Source organism: Ureibacillus endophyticus, assembly GCF_024159215.1.
Classification (GTDB): domain Bacteria; phylum Bacillota; class Bacilli; order Bacillales_A; family Planococcaceae; genus Ureibacillus; species Ureibacillus endophyticus.
Genome location: NZ_JAMYWW010000002.1, coordinates 156,281 through 176,065 on the forward strand (window position 1 = coordinate 156,281; position 19,785 = coordinate 176,065).

The 19,785-nt window shown below is 33.6% G+C and carries 19 protein-coding genes; 6 read left to right on the forward strand and 13 right to left on the reverse strand.

Annotated features, from left to right (window positions below; translation table 11 throughout):
- Window positions 1-23 precede the first annotated feature (23 nt).
- The 10 genes from NKR20_RS19085 to NKR20_RS19130 form a co-directional block, all read right to left on the reverse strand.
- The gene (locus NKR20_RS19085; protein WP_253428501.1) at window positions 24-1,370 is read right to left on the reverse strand and encodes an ABC transporter substrate-binding protein; all 1,347 of its coding nucleotides are present in this window, start codon (window positions 1,368-1,370) and stop codon (window positions 24-26) included.
- Complete coding sequence (locus tag NKR20_RS19090) at window positions 1,371-2,684, reverse strand: amidase (RefSeq protein WP_253428503.1); 1,314 nt, start codon at window positions 2,682-2,684, stop codon at window positions 1,371-1,373.
- Between the two features lie 7 nt (window positions 2,685-2,691).
- The gene (locus NKR20_RS19095; RefSeq protein ID WP_253428505.1) at window positions 2,692-3,444 is read right to left on the reverse strand and encodes an HpcH/HpaI aldolase family protein; all 753 of its coding nucleotides are present in this window, start codon (window positions 3,442-3,444) and stop codon (window positions 2,692-2,694) included.
- A gap of 12 nt (window positions 3,445-3,456) precedes the next feature.
- Complete coding sequence (locus tag NKR20_RS19100) at window positions 3,457-4,548, reverse strand: ABC transporter ATP-binding protein (protein WP_253428507.1); 1,092 nt, start codon at window positions 4,546-4,548, stop codon at window positions 3,457-3,459.
- A gap of 16 nt (window positions 4,549-4,564) precedes the next feature.
- Window positions 4,565-5,254, reverse strand: a complete 690-nt coding sequence (locus tag NKR20_RS19105) for an alpha/beta fold hydrolase (RefSeq protein WP_253428510.1) — start codon at window positions 5,252-5,254, stop codon at window positions 4,565-4,567.
- Complete coding sequence (locus tag NKR20_RS19110) at window positions 5,254-5,874, reverse strand: cupin domain-containing protein (protein WP_253428511.1); 621 nt, start codon at window positions 5,872-5,874, stop codon at window positions 5,254-5,256. The genes NKR20_RS19105 and NKR20_RS19110 overlap by 1 nt, the downstream gene beginning before the upstream one ends.
- A gap of 16 nt (window positions 5,875-5,890) precedes the next feature.
- Window positions 5,891-7,078 (reverse strand): iron-containing alcohol dehydrogenase, encoded by a 1,188-nt coding sequence (locus NKR20_RS19115; protein ID WP_253428513.1) that lies wholly within the window; start codon window positions 7,076-7,078, stop codon window positions 5,891-5,893.
- Window positions 7,079-7,117: 39 nt separating this feature from the next.
- Window positions 7,118-7,882 carry an SDR family NAD(P)-dependent oxidoreductase gene (locus tag NKR20_RS19120; protein WP_253428515.1) on the reverse strand — a complete coding sequence of 255 codons (765 nt, stop codon included), beginning with the start codon at window positions 7,880-7,882 and terminating at the stop codon, window positions 7,118-7,120.
- Window positions 7,879-8,901 (reverse strand): LacI family DNA-binding transcriptional regulator, encoded by a 1,023-nt coding sequence (locus tag NKR20_RS19125; RefSeq protein WP_253428517.1) that lies wholly within the window; start codon window positions 8,899-8,901, stop codon window positions 7,879-7,881. Before NKR20_RS19125 ends, NKR20_RS19120 begins: the two co-directional genes overlap by 4 nt.
- Before the next feature lie 149 nt (window positions 8,902-9,050).
- Window positions 9,051-9,581, reverse strand: a complete 531-nt coding sequence (locus NKR20_RS19130) for a DUF2179 domain-containing protein (RefSeq protein WP_253428519.1) — start codon at window positions 9,579-9,581, stop codon at window positions 9,051-9,053.
- 166 nt (window positions 9,582-9,747) lie between these two features.
- Between NKR20_RS19130 and NKR20_RS19135 the strand changes: the two genes are divergently transcribed.
- Window positions 9,748-11,175 carry a DDE-type integrase/transposase/recombinase gene (locus NKR20_RS19135; protein ID WP_253428046.1) on the forward strand — a complete coding sequence of 476 codons (1,428 nt, stop codon included), beginning with the start codon at window positions 9,748-9,750 and terminating at the stop codon, window positions 11,173-11,175.
- Between the two features lie 1,162 nt (window positions 11,176-12,337).
- On the opposite strand, the gene NKR20_RS19140 is transcribed toward NKR20_RS19135, so the two are convergent.
- Window positions 12,338-13,462 (reverse strand): IS4 family transposase, encoded by a 1,125-nt coding sequence (locus NKR20_RS19140; RefSeq protein WP_253422659.1) that lies wholly within the window; start codon window positions 13,460-13,462, stop codon window positions 12,338-12,340.
- A 468-nt stretch (window positions 13,463-13,930) separates the two neighbouring features.
- Between NKR20_RS19140 and NKR20_RS19145 the strand changes: the two genes are divergently transcribed.
- A protein-coding gene (locus tag NKR20_RS19145; protein ID WP_253428537.1) for an IS3 family transposase occupies window positions 13,931-15,060 on the forward strand; the annotation gives its coding sequence in 2 pieces (ribosomal slippage) (window positions 13,931-14,177 and window positions 14,177-15,060; 1,131 coding nt in all).
- 134 nt (window positions 15,061-15,194) lie between these two features.
- Window positions 15,195-15,752 (forward strand): hypothetical protein, encoded by a 558-nt coding sequence (locus NKR20_RS19150; RefSeq protein WP_253428523.1) that lies wholly within the window; start codon window positions 15,195-15,197, stop codon window positions 15,750-15,752.
- 266 nt (window positions 15,753-16,018) lie between these two features.
- On the opposite strand, the gene NKR20_RS19155 is transcribed toward NKR20_RS19150, so the two are convergent.
- Together NKR20_RS19155 and NKR20_RS19160 are read right to left on the reverse strand one after the other, a co-directional pair.
- Window positions 16,019-16,204 carry a hypothetical protein gene (locus NKR20_RS19155; protein WP_253428525.1) on the reverse strand — a complete coding sequence of 62 codons (186 nt, stop codon included), beginning with the start codon at window positions 16,202-16,204 and terminating at the stop codon, window positions 16,019-16,021.
- Between the two features lie 71 nt (window positions 16,205-16,275).
- Window positions 16,276-17,439, reverse strand: coding sequence for a replication-relaxation family protein (locus NKR20_RS19160; protein WP_253428527.1), 1,164 nt, complete (start codon window positions 17,437-17,439; stop codon window positions 16,276-16,278).
- Between the two features lie 671 nt (window positions 17,440-18,110).
- Between NKR20_RS19160 and NKR20_RS19165 the strand changes: the two genes are divergently transcribed.
- From NKR20_RS19165 to tatC, 3 genes are read left to right on the forward strand one after another with little or no spacing between them, the layout of a single operon-like run.
- A complete protein-coding gene (locus tag NKR20_RS19165; protein ID WP_253428528.1) occupies window positions 18,111-18,260 on the forward strand; it encodes a hypothetical protein in 150 nt (49 codons plus the stop codon).
- A gap of 54 nt (window positions 18,261-18,314) precedes the next feature.
- The gene (locus NKR20_RS19170) at window positions 18,315-18,563 is read left to right on the forward strand and encodes a twin-arginine translocase TatA/TatE family subunit (RefSeq protein WP_253428530.1); all 249 of its coding nucleotides are present in this window, start codon (window positions 18,315-18,317) and stop codon (window positions 18,561-18,563) included.
- A gap of 39 nt (window positions 18,564-18,602) precedes the next feature.
- A complete protein-coding gene (tatC, locus tag NKR20_RS19175) occupies window positions 18,603-19,433 on the forward strand; it encodes a twin-arginine translocase subunit TatC (protein ID WP_253428532.1) in 831 nt (276 codons plus the stop codon).
- Window positions 19,434-19,785: the final 352 nt, after the last annotated feature.

Genomic DNA, 19,785 nt, shown 5'->3' on the forward strand with positions numbered 1-19,785 from the left:
TTTTTGTACACTTGTCATTTTACTTAATCGTAATAACCTGCACTTTTTAGAATTGTTTCTACTTGAGTAGCTGCTTTATCAAGTTCACTTTGAACTGATGCACCCGTAACGATATTAGAGATAGCTGAACTTAATATGTCTGCTACTTGAGACCATTCTGGGATGTTTGGTAACGCTCTAGAATTTTCAAATCCTTCTGCTGCTACTGCGTAGAAGTTATCAGAAAGCTCATTTAATTTTTCATCTTTCAAGTTCGCAGTTTGCGTTACAACTGTTGATGCTTGAGATGGATCGATTGTATTTTCCCAAGTTTGCGTTACAATATCTAATTCTTCTTCAGTAGAAGCAATCCATTTTAATACTTCCCATGCTGCATCTTTATTTTTAGAACCTTTTGTAATAGCTAATGGGAACGAACTAATATTTGTAGATGTACCTTTACCATCCCATGTTGGAACAGCTGCATATTTTACATTACCTACAACTTCTGGTGCCGATGCTTCTGCACTGTTGAATTCTGAGAATACCCACCACCAGCCAATCCAAATAGCTGCATCACCTTGTTTGAAGTGTGTACGTGACTCTTGCTCACCATATGAAACAGAGCTTGCTGCTGCAACTTTATCTTTTAATAATAAATCTACATATCGTTGAGTAGCTTCTACACCCTCTTTGTTATTGAAAATTGGTTTATAATTTCCATCGAAGATATCACCATTATTACCCCATAAATACGATGTCCACATGAACAAGTTTTGTCCATTGTTACCTGTTTTATAGTAAGGAGCAATTGCATCAATACCTTCTTTTTCTTTAATTGTTTTTGCTACTACATCAAATTCATCCCATGTAGTCGGAACTTTTAAATTATGCTTCTTGAAAATATCATCTCGGTAGAACATCATTTGTACGTGTCCTCGTACTGGGAAACTGTAAATATTGTCTTCAAATGTTGATAAATTAACTAAAGACTGTGGCCATCTGCTTACATCAAAATTATCTCTTTCAATGTAACTATTTAATGGCTCTAAAAACTGAGTGAGTGCTGGACCCATAGAATCTAAAAATACAACTAAATCATATGCACCACCATTGGCTATGCCGTCAGTAGTAATATTTTCCAATAAATTGTCGTAAGGCGTTTCTAAAAACTCAACTTTAATACCCGTATCTTTAGTAAACTGTTCACTGCGTGCTTTCCAAGCGTTAAATTGTCCAATATCACCAGCGGATAATAGTACTTTTACTGGTTCAGAAGTGTCTATCGCATTATCATTTGAAGTTTCTCCTTCTTTCTCATCTGAACAACCCGCTAGAATTAGAGCGAACACAGCAACTAATAACAATAAATTTTTTAAAAGTTTACTCATTTAATAACCTCCTAAGTTATCATTTTTCAACAAACTATTTGCGAAATCTAATAATGATCTAATATTTTCATCCGTGACCGTTAATTGAACAGAAAATTTTATACTCTGGTGATAAATATTAGTAGGTATAGATATTGTAGGAAGTTCTAAGATGTTAAAAGGACTTGTACATCGAACCAAAAGTTCTTCTAAGTCGAATTCTTTTTGGTTAATGTTCATTGATGTATGTCCCAATTTAGGAGGTACGATAGGTAAAGTTGGAGTTAGCAGAAGATCGATTTCTTCAAAAATTTGCTTAAAACGATTCATCCATTCAGCCTTTTTTTGAAGAGCTTTCTGATACATATCTTCTGTGATTTGATTGCTTCTTTCTAATGTGTCTTTTACTGTTTGCGAAAGAAACTCATTGTTCTTTAATTTTTCCATATGTTTCATGCCGAACTCTTTTGTTCCAATCGTTCGTGCTACAGTTAACGTCTCTTCTAAAAATTCTGTATTGACCTCAACTAAATCGAAACCAGATGCACGTAAATCTTCATAAACATTTTCTAAAGCTATACGTACATCATCTTCTAAATAGCTATCAAAATAGCCTTTCGGAATACCAATTTTTTTTACAACGTTTAACTTATCTAAAGTGTTTATATTCAAACACTTTAAAACCTCCTTTAAATCGGTAATGTTTCGTGTTAACACACCCAAATGATCTTGTGTTAAGGATAATTCTGTAACACCTTGTAAAAGTCTTTTGTCATATGGCAATTTAAATCCTATTACTTCGTTACAAGCAGCTGGCACTCTAATCGAACCCGATGTATCGGTTCCAATTGCAAATATACATAGTCCACGTGCTACCGATACTGCTGCCCCACTGCTAGAACCGCCCGAAATACGATTTGGATGTCGACAATTTACAACATCTCCAAATGTGGCGCTATGATTCAAAACACTCGTTGCATATTCAGGCAAATTGGTTTTCCCCAAACAAATAGCACCAGATTTCTCTAATTTATCCATCACGTAGGAATTTTTTTGCTTCACTTCATAATGTTTTTCATATGCTCCATTTGTAGTTTTATGTCCCTCAATATCAATACAATCTTTAAGGGTGAATGGTACTCCATATAATGGTTGTTCTTCTGGTGATTTTAAGTTTTCCAACTCTTTTAGGGCCAATCCATCCGTAATTTGAATAAAACTGTTGGTAATATACTGATCTTCTTTAATAGTCTCTAAATATGAAGAGATTACTTCATCTGGTTTTAAAAGATCTTCTTTGTAATATTCTAATAACATTGAAATAGTTTTTGTCATCAGTGCCTCACTTTGCCATATTTTGAACATATTTTTTTAAGGCATTCATTACATAATTCACACCTACAAGTGCTACATATTTCGCTCCTCTATCAACAGCTTTCTGCGCAGTTTCCTCATTTGAGGCCACTTCTCCAACTGCGATATTAGCTTGCTTTGCTTTTTGATAGATTTGCTCAACAACTGCTTGAACTTCTGGATGATTCGAATTGTTCGGATAACCCATATCAACAGATAAATCAGTTAAGCCAATAAAAATCAAATCGATTCCAGGTACTTGTAATATTTCATCAATATTCTTAAATGCTTCATATGTTTCTAAATGAATTGCGACAAAGATATCTTCATTACTCTGTTGCAAATATTGTCGCCCACTCAATTGACCGTATTTAGCTGCTCTATGAGAATAAGCCACGCCTCTATTACCCAATGGTGGATACATTGCTTTTTGAATAACTTTTAAAGCATCTAATTTTGAGTTGACCATTGGTACATGAATGCCCTTCGCCCCTCGATCTAATGCTTTTTGGATACTCGATTCATCATAAGAAACACGAACAAGAGACAATAAATCAACTGCATCTGCAGTCCTAATCATTTCTTCTAAATCACGGTCACTAAAGGCTCCATGTTCATTATCAAAAATGATAAAATCAAAGCCCGCATAACTACACATTTCTACTAATGCCGGTGAATACACTCCTAAAAACATTCCATGTGCGATTTTTTCATTCGAAGTTAAATCTGCTTTATTGTTCAAATAGAACACTCCTTAAAAGATCCTAAGTTCTGTTTCTTTATCAAAGAAATGTAAATTATTCATGTTGATTTTCATAGACACCTTATCGTTAATATTGAATACTGCATTCGTATACAATTTCGCTATTAAATCGTGACCTTGTAAATTAATATAAAGAATTGTTTCAGAACCTAGCATTTCCGGAACAGTTACTATTGCTTCATAAGTTTCTTCATCATTAGTTGTTCCATCGCTTAAAGAAATTCCCTCTGGACGTATTCCAACGATAATTTCCTTATTTAGATAATCACGGTCAAGCAGTTCCTTAATATTTTCTTCACTTACTTTTAGCAATAGGTTATCTACCTTAATTCCATTTAAAGTGACTAAACCATTTAAAAAATTCATTGGAGGAGCTCCAATGAAGCTCGCAACGAAAGTGTTAGCCGGCTTCTCATATACTTCATTTGGCGTACCAATTTGCATGATATGTCCGCCCTTCATAACTACAATACGTGATGCCATTGTTAGAGCTTCTGTCTGATCGTGTGTTACATAAATAGTTGTAGTTTGTAACCGTTTATGTAATTTGATAATTTCAGCTCGCATATGCATTCTTAATTTTGCGTCTAAATTAGATAAAGGCTCATCCATTAAGAATACTTTTGCATCACGGACGATTGCTCTTCCTAGCGCGACACGTTGTCTCTGTCCCCCTGAAAGTGCTTTTGGCTTCTTGTCTAAGTACGGTTTTAAGTCTAAAATTTCTGCTGCATTGTTTACACGCTCATCAATTTCTTTTTTACTCATCTTCCGTAGCTTTAATCCAAATGCCATATTATCGTATATCGTCATATGAGGATACAAAGCATAGTTTTGGAATACCATCGCAATATCACGATCTTTTGGTTCAACATTATTCACGACATTTCCATCTAAAATGAATTGCCCTGATGATATTTCTTCTAGCCCTGCTATCATACGTAAAGTAGTAGATTTACCGCATCCGGAAGGGCCTACTAATACAATAAACTCATGATCTTTCACTTCTAGGTTAAAATTTTCAACCGCATTAGTTCCATCACTGTACGTTTTGTAAATATTCTCCAATATCAACTCGGCCATTTAATCCCTCCTCAAATTAATGAATTCGCAACCAAGATTGTATTATTTCCGCAATTTTCTGAGGTTGTTCTAAGACTGATAAATGTCCGGTTTCAGGCAAAATAATAAGTGTTGAATTCTCAATATTCTCATGAAGATACTCCGACATTTCAACTGGGCATATTCTATCCTCATCCCCTACAAAGATTAACGTTGGACATTTGATAGTACTAAACTTTTTAGTTAAGTCCTCTCTAGTTTCAACTGCATTTAGCTGATTGAAATATATATCTTCTCCAACATCTAGGGCCATTTCTTTTACTAAATCGAATAAACTATTCTTTTCATTTATTAACGAAGGTACCCATTTATCTTCTACAAATCTATTAAATCCGTATTCTTCTATATATTTTCTATTTGCAATCCAACTACTGAACTGCATTTCAGTTGGTAAAAATGGGTTCGTATTAAATAAAATTAATTTCTCAATTCTTTCAGGAGCCATCGTTGCGATTTTCAGCGCAACAATTCCTCCTAACGAAAGACCCGCTAAAATAAATCTACCATTTATTTTAGCTAAAACACGTTTAGCCATTTCTTCAATCGTATTTCCTTCATTTAGGTTAATAATAATCTCTAAATTTCTGAATTCTAAATCTTCAGACATCTTAACCCACAATTTAGTAGTACATAGTGTGCCTGATAAATATACGATTGGAAAAGACATTATTTCTCTCCCATTTTCAATTTAATTGCTAATTCTTTTTCTAACTCATCAAAGTTATCTGGCTTAATCATTTTTCCAAACTCATCTGCCTTAAATCCATAAGCTTCAGCTTGCTTAATTATTTCTTTTGGCCAATATGGATCTTTTCCTTCAAATACTTCATGTTGTTCTAGTACTGCAAAAATCCAAGCATCCTCATCACTAATATTTTCAAATCCACGCCATAATCCCGGTGGTAATGAAATTAAATCCCAAGGACCAACAATTGTTTCACCTTGAATTTCGTCTTCACTATTGCCCCAGTAAAATCGCCATTTACCTGTTAACGGTAAAAATGCCTCAATATAATCATGTGTATGATAAGCTGGCCCATTTCCTTTAGGTGCTTTTACCATTCCAATTTGGAATCCGTGTGGGGATTGAATTTTTGGTGTAAATTTTTCATTTTCACTTGCTGTATCACCAATTAATGCATAGTTGATACGATTGTGACCTGGTAAAATGCTATCAATAAACATTAATGGAATACCGTCTTTCTTTAATTCATCAAAACGAATAACATAATTATTTTCCATTTCTTCATTTGTATAATTTGTTTGCACTTTAGGTTGTAATGTCATAATTTCTAATCCTCCATTATTTTATATTTCCAGAATAAGCATCTTCATAAATTTTATGGATTGTCTGTTCATTGAGCTTATAAGGTGTATTATCAAGCAAGCGATGAATTTGACTTGCTGCTGACGCCATCATTTGTAGATCACTTTCTTTTACATTTAAATCCTTTAAATTACTTGGTAAGTTTAAATCCTTTAGCAATTTAAATAAATATTCGACAAAGTATTCAACAACATTACTTGTGTTGATATTGTCATCTTTGATGTCCATAATTTCAGTCACTTTTAACAATTCATCTACGTTGGCCTTCCCAATTTCTTTCAAGACATAAGGTAAGAGCAATGCATTTGCTACACCGTGTTCAATGTGATAATAGCCACCTAGTGGGTAAGCTAATGCATGGATGGCACCTACTCCAGCATTGGCTAGCGAAACTCCTGCTAATAAACTAACCCAACTCATATTTTCACGAGCTAATTTATTTTGGCCGTCATGAACAGCCTTGACTATATTTTTAGGAAACAACTGCATAGCTTTTTCAGAATACATTTTTGTTAAAACTGTTGCTTTTTTCGCTAGAAATGATTCAATTGCATGTGTAAAAGCATCGATGCCCGATGCTGCCGTTACTCTTGGTGGGCAAGTAAGTGTTAAATCTGGATCGATAATCGCAATATCTGGTAGCAAACATGAACTAATTATTCCTCTTTTTACTTGCTGCTCCTCATCTTCAAAGATTGCATTCATTGTTACTTCTGCACCTGTTCCAGAAGTTGTTGGGATTAAAATAGATTTAATTGTCCTTGACTCAATTACTTTCTCACCTGATAAATACTGGGCAATATTTTCTTTATCCGCCAACGCAGCTATTGCTTTCGCGACATCTAATGAACTACCACCACCGATTCCAATTATTGCTTCGAAAACACTATCTTTTACTACATCATGTAGCGAATTTAACAATTTAAATGTTGGTTCTCCTTCAATTTCCGTAAAGCTTTGGATTTCTCTAAAGTCTGTCTTAATCAAAGCTCTTAAACGATCGACCAAACCTGTTTTTTCGATTCCTTTATCGCTAATAATCAATACTTTCTTTACACCAAAGTCATCTAAAACTGTTTTCACAGTTTGAAGGGAACCCGAGCCAAATCGAATATTACTGGGATTTTTAAAATCATTTACTTCTAAAAAGTTTTCGATTTTCATCAGTCTAAGTTCCTTTCTTTTTGAATTCGAATTCAATAATCACCAGACTGTCCAACCGCCATCAATCAGTAATGTTTGACCGGTAATCATGTCTGAACTTTTAGTACTTAGTAATAAAATAGCACCTAAAAGATCCTCACATTTAGCCAGACGTCCTAAAGGAATTCTATCCATTACTTCACTTCTGAATTTGGAATCTTCAAACATTTTTTCGGTTAATTTAGTCTCTATAAATGTTGGAGCAATACCGTTAACATTTATTTTATGTTCGGCCCATTCAATCGCTAAAGCTTTCGTTAATTGATTTACTGCCCCTTTACTTGCTGAATATAAACTACGCTTGTAATAGCCTACAAAGCCCATTTGCGATGACATATTAATAATTTTCCCATAGTTATTAAGTTTCATATACTCACCTACAGCTTGACATAAAAATGCCATGCTCGTAACATTTAGTTGCATTACTTTCTCCCAATCTTCAATTTGCAACTCTTCAATTGGTTTAGCGATATTAATACCTGCGTTATTAATTAATACATCAACTGATTTACATTCTTCATAAATATCAGCAATAAGGTCTTTAATACCGTGTATATTGTTTAAATCATAGGGTTTAATAGTAACTTTCCCCTCATTATCTTTAATTTCTTGTGCTAGAAGCGCTAATTTTTTTTCATTCCTAGCAATTAACACTACGTGTGCACCTAATTTCGATAAAAACAAGGAAATTTCTTTCCCAATGCCTTCACTTGCACCAGTAATAATGACCACTTTTTCTCGAATATTAAACAATTCATTAATCATAGGTTTCTATCCTTTGCTGTAGTTGTTCCACGTACAATCAATTCTGGTTCTAGTGTTATTTGAACAGGCGTTTCAACCTCTTTATTAATGAGTTTTAATAGATTTGTCAATGCAAGTACGCTCATTTCCTCTTTCCTTTGAGAAACCGTTGTTAGTTTTACATATGGATTCGATGATATGTTAATGTTGTCGAATCCAATTACTGAAACATCTTCAGGTACCCGCTTATTACATCTTGATGCTGCTTCTAATATTTCCAGAGCAATACTATCTGTTGAAGCAAAGAATGCTGTCACATCAGGATTATTTCTCAATAAATCCATAGAAAAATCTAACGCACTCCCCTTAGGGTTCACTTCAAATACTAAATTTCCATCGTACGCTAAATTATTTTCTGCTAATGCCTGTTTGTAACCTAAGAAACGATCATTGAATGTAGAATATCCTTGCCATCCTGTAATATAAGCTATTTTTTTATGACCACTCTGTATCAAGTGTTCCATTGCTAATTTTGAACCTTTTAAATTATCAACTACTATATAGTTTGTATTCACAGCATGATCTAATGTTCGATTAAAAAATATCACCGGTATAGATTTTTCTGTCAAAACTTTTGTTAATTCATCATCATTTCTTTTAACAGAAGCGACAACAACACCTTCTACTCTACGATTAATTAACTTTCCTATTACTTCAGATAGAGATATATTGTTAGAATCTCCCTCCATCATAATGACATCGTAATCTACTTTACTCGCTTCATTCAAAATAGCTTGAGCTGTTTCTGAATAAAATGGGTTTGCAAGATTACCAACAATTAATCCAATCGTATTCGTCTTTTTCTTCACTAAACTTCTTGCAATCTCATCTGGTTCAAAACCAAGTTTTTCAATTGCTTCCAGCACTTTTTCTTTTGTAGTAGGTCGCACATGAGGAAAATTATTTAGTACCCTTGAGACAGTTGTTTGAGACACACCTGCAAGTTTAGCCACATCGTATGCATTCGGTCTCTGACTCAAAAAATATCCCCTTTCTATATGAATTCGAATTCAATAATGAATTCTAACAAAACATTATCATACCCAAAAGTATAAAATCAACACATTAATTACATTTTTTCGAATTTTCAGTCTATAAAATATTCTAGTATAATTATTTTTTTTGTTCTTTAAACGGTTTTCTTGTTCAAAACTTTCATATTCCTAACCAAAAATCCTCCCTTAAATGATTTAGGTTCATAGGAAATAATGAATGCATTCGGTTCAATCGATTCTACTAAACTAAAAAGCTCTCTTTCACGTTTACGTGTTGCTAAAATCTCATACTTAAATCTCTCACTATCTCTTCCTTCTCCTAAAAAAACCGTTACAGCAAATCCGGCTTCACGAAGAGTGTTAATTAACAGCTCATTTTTTTGTTGAGTATTAATTGCAATATAAATATAACCAATAGCTAACTTGTTCTCGATTTTTGTTCCTAAAATCATGCCCAAGCCAAAGCCTACCGCATAAGCAATCATGGCTATTATATTTTGATTGTCATTAAAAACTAGTGATAATCCAAACAAATATACTAGCATCTCCATAATTCCAAATAACGAAGTCAAAATTGTTAAATTCTTAACCAAAAAAATTGTACGCAAAGTTAATAATGGAACATATACCATTTGTAAAAGAAAAATCAAAATTATCGTCTTCATTTTTATCACCTCCTTATAATCACCCGTATTGTCAAAACTTATATATATAAATCGCTAATAATCGTTGGTTTTATAGTCTTTTACGCAAAAAAACTTGCCACCCCCTGGATTTTGGTGTTAGTTGAGGTTACCACACACAAAACTACCCAAAAAGGAAGTGACAAGTTTGTACCCTCAATTATTAGCGTATTTAATTGAATTTATCAAGTACCAAGAAAAAATAATTAAAATATTAATGGTGATAATATTTGGTAAGGCTGTTGGAAGTGTGCGTCCTGAACAGCCAATTAATAAAGAATACCGCAAGTTACAAGTTGATAAGTTACCCATTCTGTATCAACCTGAAAAAGCATCCTTTCAGGATTTACTAATCGCCTACTTCCATGAACATGGCAAAGAATTAAAGCCTGTAAGACGACACGCCAAGTCCAAATCAAAAGTACCTGAAAACCTCTGTTGTCCTAAGTGTGGTGCACCTTCCTCGTATTTGTATGCGAATAATGGTGCAAAAGGACAATATCAATGTAAGGTATGTGATTGCTTATTTAATCAAAAAAGTCGCTATCAGAAAGAGGCTATTCTTCGTTGCCCCCACTGTATGAAGACCTTAGAGAAAATTAAAGAGCGAAAAGATTTTCACATTTGGAAGTGTAAAAGTAATCAGTGTTCCTATTATTTATCCAATATAGGTCGAATGAGTAAGGAAGAAAAGACCCGATTTAAACAAGATCCACAGGCGTTTAAAGTGCGTTATATTTATCGTGAATTTTTGTTTGATTATCAACCTTTATCTCCAGCATCACCAGTAAAACCACGTGTAGATTTATCACGGATTCATACGTCATCCCATACACTTGGATTGATTTTGACATACCATGTGAATTACGGTATTTCAGCACGGAAAACAGCAGCGATTATGCAAGACATACATAATGTTTCCATTTCACATCAAACGATATTAAATTACGTGAACAGTGTCTCCATCTTGATGAAGCCCTTCGTTGATGGTTATCCTTATGAACTGTCCGATCAATTTTGTGGCGACGAAACGTATATTCGGGTTAATGGGAAATGGCATTACTTATTCTTTTTCTTTGATGCGGCGAAAAAAGTTATTCTCTCTTACCGTGTTTCGCCTAATCGCGATACATTGTCTGCCATTAAAGCAATCGATGATGTTTTACAAAAGTTCAAGGAGATTCCCGAAAACCTGAATTTAATCGTGGATGGCAACCCCATTTACTTATTAGCACAACACTTTTTCGCACAACATGACATTTGGTTTGATGTGACACAAGTGATAGGCTTAACGAACGAAGATCCAGTGTCAGCCGAATATCGTTGGTTGAAACAAATTATCGAACGTCTAAACCGGACATTTAAAGGGCATTACCGTGCGACAACAGGCTTTGGTTCCGAAGCTGGCTCGGTATCGTTTGTGACGATGTTTGTGGCCTATTTTAATTTCCTTCGACCGCATGCAAAGCTGGAAAAGCGTGTGCCGGTCATGATTCCAGAGTTGGACCAGATGCCACATATGCCAGCACGTTGGACAAAACTGATTGAACTGGCCCAATTGGAGTTAACGAAATAACCGCAGCCTACTTTTTTTAGCAGAGTCCTCAAATAACTACATACGAATGACAATCGGCGTAGCGAACTCTTGACAAACCGAATGGAGAAAAGGTTAAAATTGGTATTTGGCGAGGGTTATTTGGTGTGCCTACTTTTTCCCCTTCGCCCTCAAAAATATGGGCGCAACCTTTTCGGAATGTTTGTCAAGAGCGATTGTCCCCTCGTTCGGAGAGTACTTATCGCCCAATACCTTGTGTTTTTCAATTTTTCATAGAAGTTTTGACACTACCTAATCACCTATTAATTTCCATGTATTTTACATAGTTAGAAATTGATTGTCTACTTCTTTTTTTATAATATGTAACTCACTTCTTACAAAGGAAAAAAATGTAATTTTAAAATAATAAATTTTCTTAAATTATTAAAGATTTTAAATTAACGATGTTACAGCACATAACGAAAAAATTAATCCCTTTACAACAAAAATCAAAAATTTATGGAAAGAGAACAATAGCAATCGCCAAATTAGCAAGGTGAAATCGAAAAAAAAAATTAAAGTAATTATAAATATCTGTGATTATTTTTCATAAACAAAGTTCTTTTCTTAAAAAGTTAACTCTAATTAAACACTCAAGTAATATAAAAAGAAACTTCACAAATCTGATTTACTTCGACTATTTATTTAAAACGATGATGCATTAAACCTTTGGAATATTCACATTTATCTACAGCAAAATTATAAGTATGCATTACGGAAGAAGCGGGCATACAAATTAATTTATATTGCCCTTTTTATATGGTTTAAATTTTAGAAAAAGAAAAAATCACCCGTTATCTAACGGATGTTTTTTAAGAAAAACGAACCTTGAAAAAATAGAATTTAGAGTATATTTCTTATTGCCTTTCTATATATCATCATAAAATTCCATATCATTTATTAATATTTGTCCTTTTTTATCATATTCCTTCAATACAATTTTATAATAAGGAACTATCGATAAATTCATTTTTAACAATTTTTTATATGCTTCAAGTCACTACCGTTGCATAAAAGTGTTCTGAATTTTCAGTTTTTGTTTTACTTAATTTTAAAGAAAAATTGAAAACACTAAAGCTAGGGTAGTAAACATTCATTTTTTTACTATAACCTGTGACTTGTGTAACAACGACTTTTAAAACCTTTATGGGACGTTTTTTCTTTCAATTTTGCGCAACCAAATGTGAGCAGATTTCCATAATGCAGCTTTTAAATAGCGACTAATTTCTAGGTAACTTCGATCGCTATTTGTGTTCATCTGTGCCAAAACGTTTAGACAAAACACGATCATTGCGATGTACACTTGATTGTGTACAGCTTGTTCACTGTGACCGTAGAACTTTTTGATGTTCAGATGTTGTTTCATCCATTTGAAAAACAACTCAATTGCCCAGCGTGATTTATAGATTTCTGCTATTTCATCTGCGTCTAAATCAAAACGATTCGTTAGTAACGTTAGTTCACTGCCTTTTGTATCAAGGATTTCTAGGCGACGAAACACATTTTCCGAACGATTTTGTGTTGTACCAATAACCACCATCTCATCTGATAGGACCTTTGAATCTTCTGGTAGAGAAAATGTTTCAAGTACACGTACGACGGCATTTTTTCGAAGACGTGTGACAAAGAAATAGCCATCATCCGTCATGCGATCGAAGCGTTTGTAATCCAAGTAGCCACGGTCGAACACGTACAGGCATTCTTTGTCATCAATGAATACCTCAAGTTGACCTCGGTCGTGTTCAATCGCATTTGTGAGCACCGTTTGATCTGGATACGAAAGACCTTTTTCCATGAAAACGAGTCGAAGGTGAAGCTTCACACCAGACTTTGTTTTTCGAAACTCTGCCCACTTATGGTTGGTTAAATTAAGTGGTAATGTACTCGAATCAATAATTTTCAATGGTGTTGTCGTTTTTCTTTGTTTCTGAAAATCCGTTTTCTGATGAATTTGTGAGACTAAATCTAGAAAAAGCGTTTGAAAGAACTCGGTTGGGATTGTATTTATTCTTCTGCCCAATTGGGAGAAGCTAATCGATTCAAACCCTATTGTCCGTTGTAAATCATCTGAAAACACAGCATCGCTTAATGCCCTTAAACTCTCTGTTTCATGAAGCTGGGCATATAAAAGCAGTTTCATAAAGGAAGCCATGTACAGCTTCTTTGTATAGTAATTTAATTGATGAATTTTCACCTGTTCTTCAAATAACGTCAAATTAATCGGTGAAAACCATTGTTCAAATGATGTTATTCGTGTAAACTTATCCATGCGATTAGTCCTTTATTTTGGATTTGGATGGTTTACTACCGCCCAACCATTATAAAGGCTTTTTTTGTGCGAAGAATATATTTCAGAAAATTCAGTTTTAATAAAGGTGTCAAATTATTTTAATGCGACGCTAATGGCTTCAAGTATATTTTTGTTTACTTGATAATGTTCTAAATTTAATTTCCAATTTAACTCTGACTCATTCTTTATTATTAAAATTTCATTGTCTAATGTATAATCTTGATTTTCCTCTAAATAAGACAAAGTTCGACTAAAATGTGTTATTAATGATGAATCAAACTCATGAATAAACATTGAAAATTTTAGGTTATTATTCCTTTTATTTTGATAAAAAATTATCTTATCTCCTAGATAGGTAACATTTTCTGCTGAATAGGCTACACTAAGTTGGACAGATAAAATAAGGGGTTGTAAACTTAGACTAATAACTTAAGGGAGCGTGCAACAATGTCACGTCAACGTCGAACATTTACACCCGAATTTAAACTGCAATTAGTGAAGCTTTATGAAAATGGTAAGCCTCGTGCGGAGATTGCGCGAGAATATGATATTACCCCTTCTGCGCTAGATCGCTGGATTAAAAACCACCAGGAAACAGGTTCATTCGCTGCGAAAGACAATCGTTCAGAAGAAGAGAATGAGCTCGCTCGATTACGTAAAGAAAACCAACGCTTACTAATGGAAGTCGATATTTTAAAGCAAGCGGCGCTGATCATGGGACGAAAATAAGTGTGATTCGTAATAACGCTCACAAGTATTCGGTATCAGCAATGTGTGCCGTCCTCGAGATTCCAACAAGTACGTATTATTATCATGCCGATCTATCTAGTCAACGTGCGAAAAAGGCTGAAGATAAGGTGATTTCAAAGGAAGTTGCGCGTATTTTCAAAGAAAGTCGCAATAATTACGGCACACGTAAAATCAAGAAAGAATTAGCGAAATTGCCTGAGCCAAAACACGTTTCTCGTCGTCGAATTGGTCGCATTATGAATGAACTCGGGCTCGTTTCAACCTATACAGTGGCGCAATTTAAGCCACATAAATCAAGCTGTAACGAAGCTCCAGTCAAGAATGAATTACAGCGTCAATTTAAACAGGATGAACCATTAGCGGTGATTGTCAGTGATTTAACATACGTTCGTGTCGGAAAAAAGTGGCACTATGTATGCCTATTTGTCGATTTGTTCAACCGTGAAATCATCGGTTATAGTGCTGGTGAAAATAAAACGGCAAAGCTTGTGCATCAAGCCATTGCAAGCATCAAGGTCAATCTAAATGACGTCAAAATGTTTCACACAGACCGAGGAAAAGAGTTTGATAATAAACTGATTTCAGAGGCACTTGAAACATTCGGAATCCAGCGATCACTGAGCATGAAGGGATGCCCTTACGATAATGCCGTGGCTGAAGCGACATTTAAGGTAGTTAAAACAGAATTCGCTAATCAGGCCCACTTCACCTCTCTTGAACAGCTGGCTCTTGAACTTGGGGATTACGTACACTGGTTCAACAACCTACGAATTCACGGAACACTCGGCTATTTAACGCCTGTGGAATTCAAGCAACAGTCCCTATAATTTTTGTCCAGTTTAGTGTTGACATTCCAAAATACAGTTACCATACGCAAAGGGAGCTAAAGCGGCTAGGACGATATTTAAGTTATCAATGGAAAGTCCGGACGCTTAGCCGCAATCTAAAACAACCATTTAAAGTGAAAACACTTATTGAAACCCTCGATTTTCCTTCTAGCTATAATGGGGTCTTTATACGCGAAAAACTAGAGAAAATATTAGATGAATTACAACTAGACGGGATTGTTGCGGAATGGTACTATACGGAGCCTATTGATGAATCCAAAGTTGGGAAACGAGGATGGGTGAAGAAATACTGGGGCGAATTAAATCTAATTATTTTACCTCCTCATGAAACAATTGAGGAAAATAAAAAGAAGATTGACCAAATGGAATTACTTGCTCAAAAGCAAGAAGCGCAACAACGTTTGTTAGAAAATAATCATTCAGATGTAGATATGTCTGAAGCGGTTTCTAAAACTTCTAATTCAAAAGTTATACCCAAAACAAAACAACCATTATCACCGGAAAGCTTAGCTGAAATTATTGATCGTGAAAAATTAAGTATTCGGGGTGCAGCTGCAGAAATTGGTGTATCTCATAGCACCCTATTGCGCTATTTAAAGAATGAAATGAAACGCTATAATAAAGCTAGTATGGCTAAGATGAAGGCCTGGTTGGAGAAGTATACTGAGTAATATCAAAAAAGGGACAAGGAATGGTTTATATTCATTCCTTGTTTTTTCTATATATCTATTTTTAGAAAAATGTATTTTTCCCTTTTATTAAAATTTGGGTTGCAAATTGAACCTTTATTAACACCTTTTATTAATCATGATGGTACAGCAGGATTTTTCTGTATATTTACAGTCACTTATACAGTTAGTTCAACCTCAAATATTGCTTTTAACTCTAATTTTACAGTGGAAGCAGATAAATTTAATTCCCCTAATTTGAAGAGCGGTTACTTATTTTCCACGCTTCTCTTATAAGTGTGAAACGCTTGGTGAGCAGTAGCATATTTACGTCTATCTTCATCATTAATACTTTTTTGCCAATTTACCCGCTTCGTAAAGTTTTCGTTCAATTGTGGATCTTGTATTCGTTTCAAAAGCCGATCTACAGAATTTACCCTCATATATCCCTCCATATAATTTATCCCCTTCATCTAGATATAAATTACTTACATTTTTTCATTTTGATTTAGCTGACTAATTACTATTAAGTTCCTCTTTCAACAATTAACAATTGTTTTTGAGTAAAAGTTGAATAATTCACATGTTGTAACTCTTGGTTTTGGATATCTATTTTAAGATTCTCTTTAGAAGTATAAATTACAATTTTCGGTGCAAACGTATTTACAGTCATACTTAACATCTCATTTGTTTTCTGCTTAACTGTATAGTGTTCTTGTAACTTTATTATATCGTTCCAGATTTTAGTACGTCTCACATTAATCTCAGCTAAAATAACTTCAACTTTATTGTGTTCATTAACAAAACCTATAATGTTATAATTTTGTAATCCCCATATTTTAGTGGTACTTGACAATTTATATTGATGCCATATACTTTTACAATCGTCACTAAATATATATTCATCTTTCAAGTCCATTCGAATAACTTCTAAAAATTCATCAATTGAAACAAAACATAGATCTATTTCATATACATAATGTTGCATCGACTGTTTATACGCTTCCTTTACTTTCTCAAAGCGTAACTGATGATGAGCATCAAACTTTGATTTTGTATTCTTTTCACTCGATGGTACAACAAAATAGATGCATTTAGCTAATTGATTTGTTTGCTTAAAATACCTATAGTAACGTTCAAACTTTTGATTTAATGAAATTCCTCTTTCATTTCCCCTATCAATTTCCACATAATATGTATCTTCTCCCTTTTTAAATGAAAAATCAGGTTTTAGTTCATTTTTAGCAATGTATAAATTATGAACAAAATCAATTTTTTTATTTGGTTCTTGCTTCATTAGCACATAAAGATCAATCATACAATCAACAGTCATTAAGTGATGTTCTATATTTTTACTAGGTGGTTTATAAACTGAATGCTTAAAAAATCCAAAATCACCTTCAAAACCTGAACCTCTGTATCCTTCTTCGATGTTTGTTGAATCATACAAATATTGAAGAGCATTTTTGGAAAGATAATACATTCTCTTTATTCGATTAAGAGTTTTATATTTTGTATATTGAACAAAACCTTTTCTCTCTAATTTTTTTAATAAATCATAAGTTTTTGTTAAATTACCTTTATTAATTTTTTGATACAAACCCAGTGCGAGTTGTTCAACATTTGCTCCTCTTACCTTAAATAGTAGCAACATTAATTCGGATTGTTTTTCACTGTCTTTAAATAGCATAATGCCACCCCATTCCTTCGTTATAACGTTATAACAGTGCTTGAATTAATGACTTGAATAAATCGTTCTTTAATTCAAGTACCTTCTATACCCCAAACCATTGATAACACTATAATTTTCCTATAATCCTCATAGCGCTACTTTATAGATATAACTATCACGACTTACCAAGGATTCCTTTAAATTACCTCTGCTTGTTCTTATTTTCATTTTGGTTAATACGACAATCTAATAATTCCTTCATTTCCTCGTTTTTACTTATTAATTAATCGATTCCTTTTTATTAGTTAATTGTTGTTTTTTTATCATTTCCATCTCGTTAAATAATTTTCAAAACGCAATCTTTTTTTGTGCTTGTCTTTCTTCTTTGCATTTAAGTACTCCACCTTTCTAAAAAAAGCACCGTGTTAAAAGAAATCTACATTTCATAATAAATGTAAATTTTTCAACACGGTGCTTCCGTTAATGTTTTATTCTATTATTTATAAAATAACATATTTTTAAAAAAAGGTAAGTATTTATTTTTAACTTTCCATTTCAAACAAACCCTGTTTGTAGGAGAAACTCAACTCCTCCAATTTAATATCCATCACCCCATGCCTTCTGGATTACTAATATTCCAATCTTGTGATACTTTTCGATAGTTTTCAGAACGATTATCTGTTATATTAATGGCTATTTTGTGGGACGGCTGGCTGAGAAATCCTTATGAAAGTTCAAAGGTTACTCCTTTCAACAGGGAAGGCAAAGCGAACGGGAAAGATACTTTTACAGTAAATGTCATTGATGAAAATCTTTCACAATTAGTCATTGATATGTAATGCAAAATGTTTCGAGTTTAGGTAGAATAAATACATGCATAGGAGGTGGCATCAATGGTTGTACATTTAAGTGCAATTTCACCAACAACTGTAATTATCATTTGCGTTGTCGCATTAATTATTTTTGGACCAAAAAAATTACCTGAATTTGGACGAGCAATGGGAATAACTTTACGCGAGTTTAAAAAAGGTACTCAAGGATTAATTGACGATGGTGATATTATTGACTCAAAAAATATGATTGAACAAACCAATCTTCAAATAGATCAACAAAAAATCTCATTGGAACGGTTAAAGCGATAGAGCAAGAACATAATAAGTAATTTTGAGGATGTCTAGAAAATGGAACCAAAAGAACTTCCTATAATAGAACATATAGAGGAATTAAGAAAGCGTTTAATTATTTGTGCTGTTTTTTTTGTTATAGCATTAGTGTTTAGCTTTTATGTTGCAGAACCAATTATAAAATATATTCAGGTAGATAGTGGGGAACTAGAAGATTTGACATTGAATGTTTTCAAGCCTGGAGAACCATTGATTGTCTATTTGGAGGTTACATTTGTTGTAGCACTGATATTTACCTCACCCGTGATTTTATATCAATTATGGGCATTTATTGCACCGGGATTATACGAAACTGAAAGAAAAGCGACTTTAAAATATATTCCTTATTCATTCGGTTTGTTAATTTTAGGAATATTATTTGCTTACTTTCTTTTGTTTCCAAACGTCATGAAATTCATGAATAATTTAGCTGAGCGATTAGATATTAAGCAAACAATTGGGATTGATGCATATTTTTCTTTCCTATTTAAGTTAATTATTCCTTTCGGATTTATATTCCAGCTTCCAGTAATCACTTTGTTTTTATCTCGTCTTGGAATACTAAATCCAAGTTTAATGGTCAAGTATAGAAAATATTCATATTTCGTTATGTTTGTTATTGCTGTACTAATTTCACCGCCGGATTTAATTTACTACATTCTCATTTCAATTCCGCTTTTCGCTCTATACGAAATAAGTATAGGAATTGCAAGAGTAGGTTATAAGAAATATTTAGTTGCAGAAGAACAACGGATTCAAAAGGAGAAAGAACTGGAACAAAACAGGCAAGTAGAAGAAGCTCTTACAGAACAAAGACATCAAATCGAGTTAATGAAAAAACAAAGTTAAAAGGACTTGTCCAGCAAACTAAAAAGAGCGAATGGGAAAACTCATTGTTTTCTCCATTCGCTCTTTTTTATGTACTTTTTGGACGGACACCAAATATTAAAGAGCATTTTATTGTTGAACCAAAGTTTTATTCTGTAAGCCCGTAATCAAATAACGCATTTTTTATGATCGCACCTCCCGGTACTATAAAGTTGTAAATTTATGGGTGGTTCTTCTTATGTCAATAAACATATTATCGATTGTTCCAGTTAAGCTGGAATCCACTCAAACTGCATCTACCTTGGTCGTTCACCTATAAAACACAATATAAAAATTTCCTTCTATCCCGATGTTAAAAACTTTGCCATTCAAA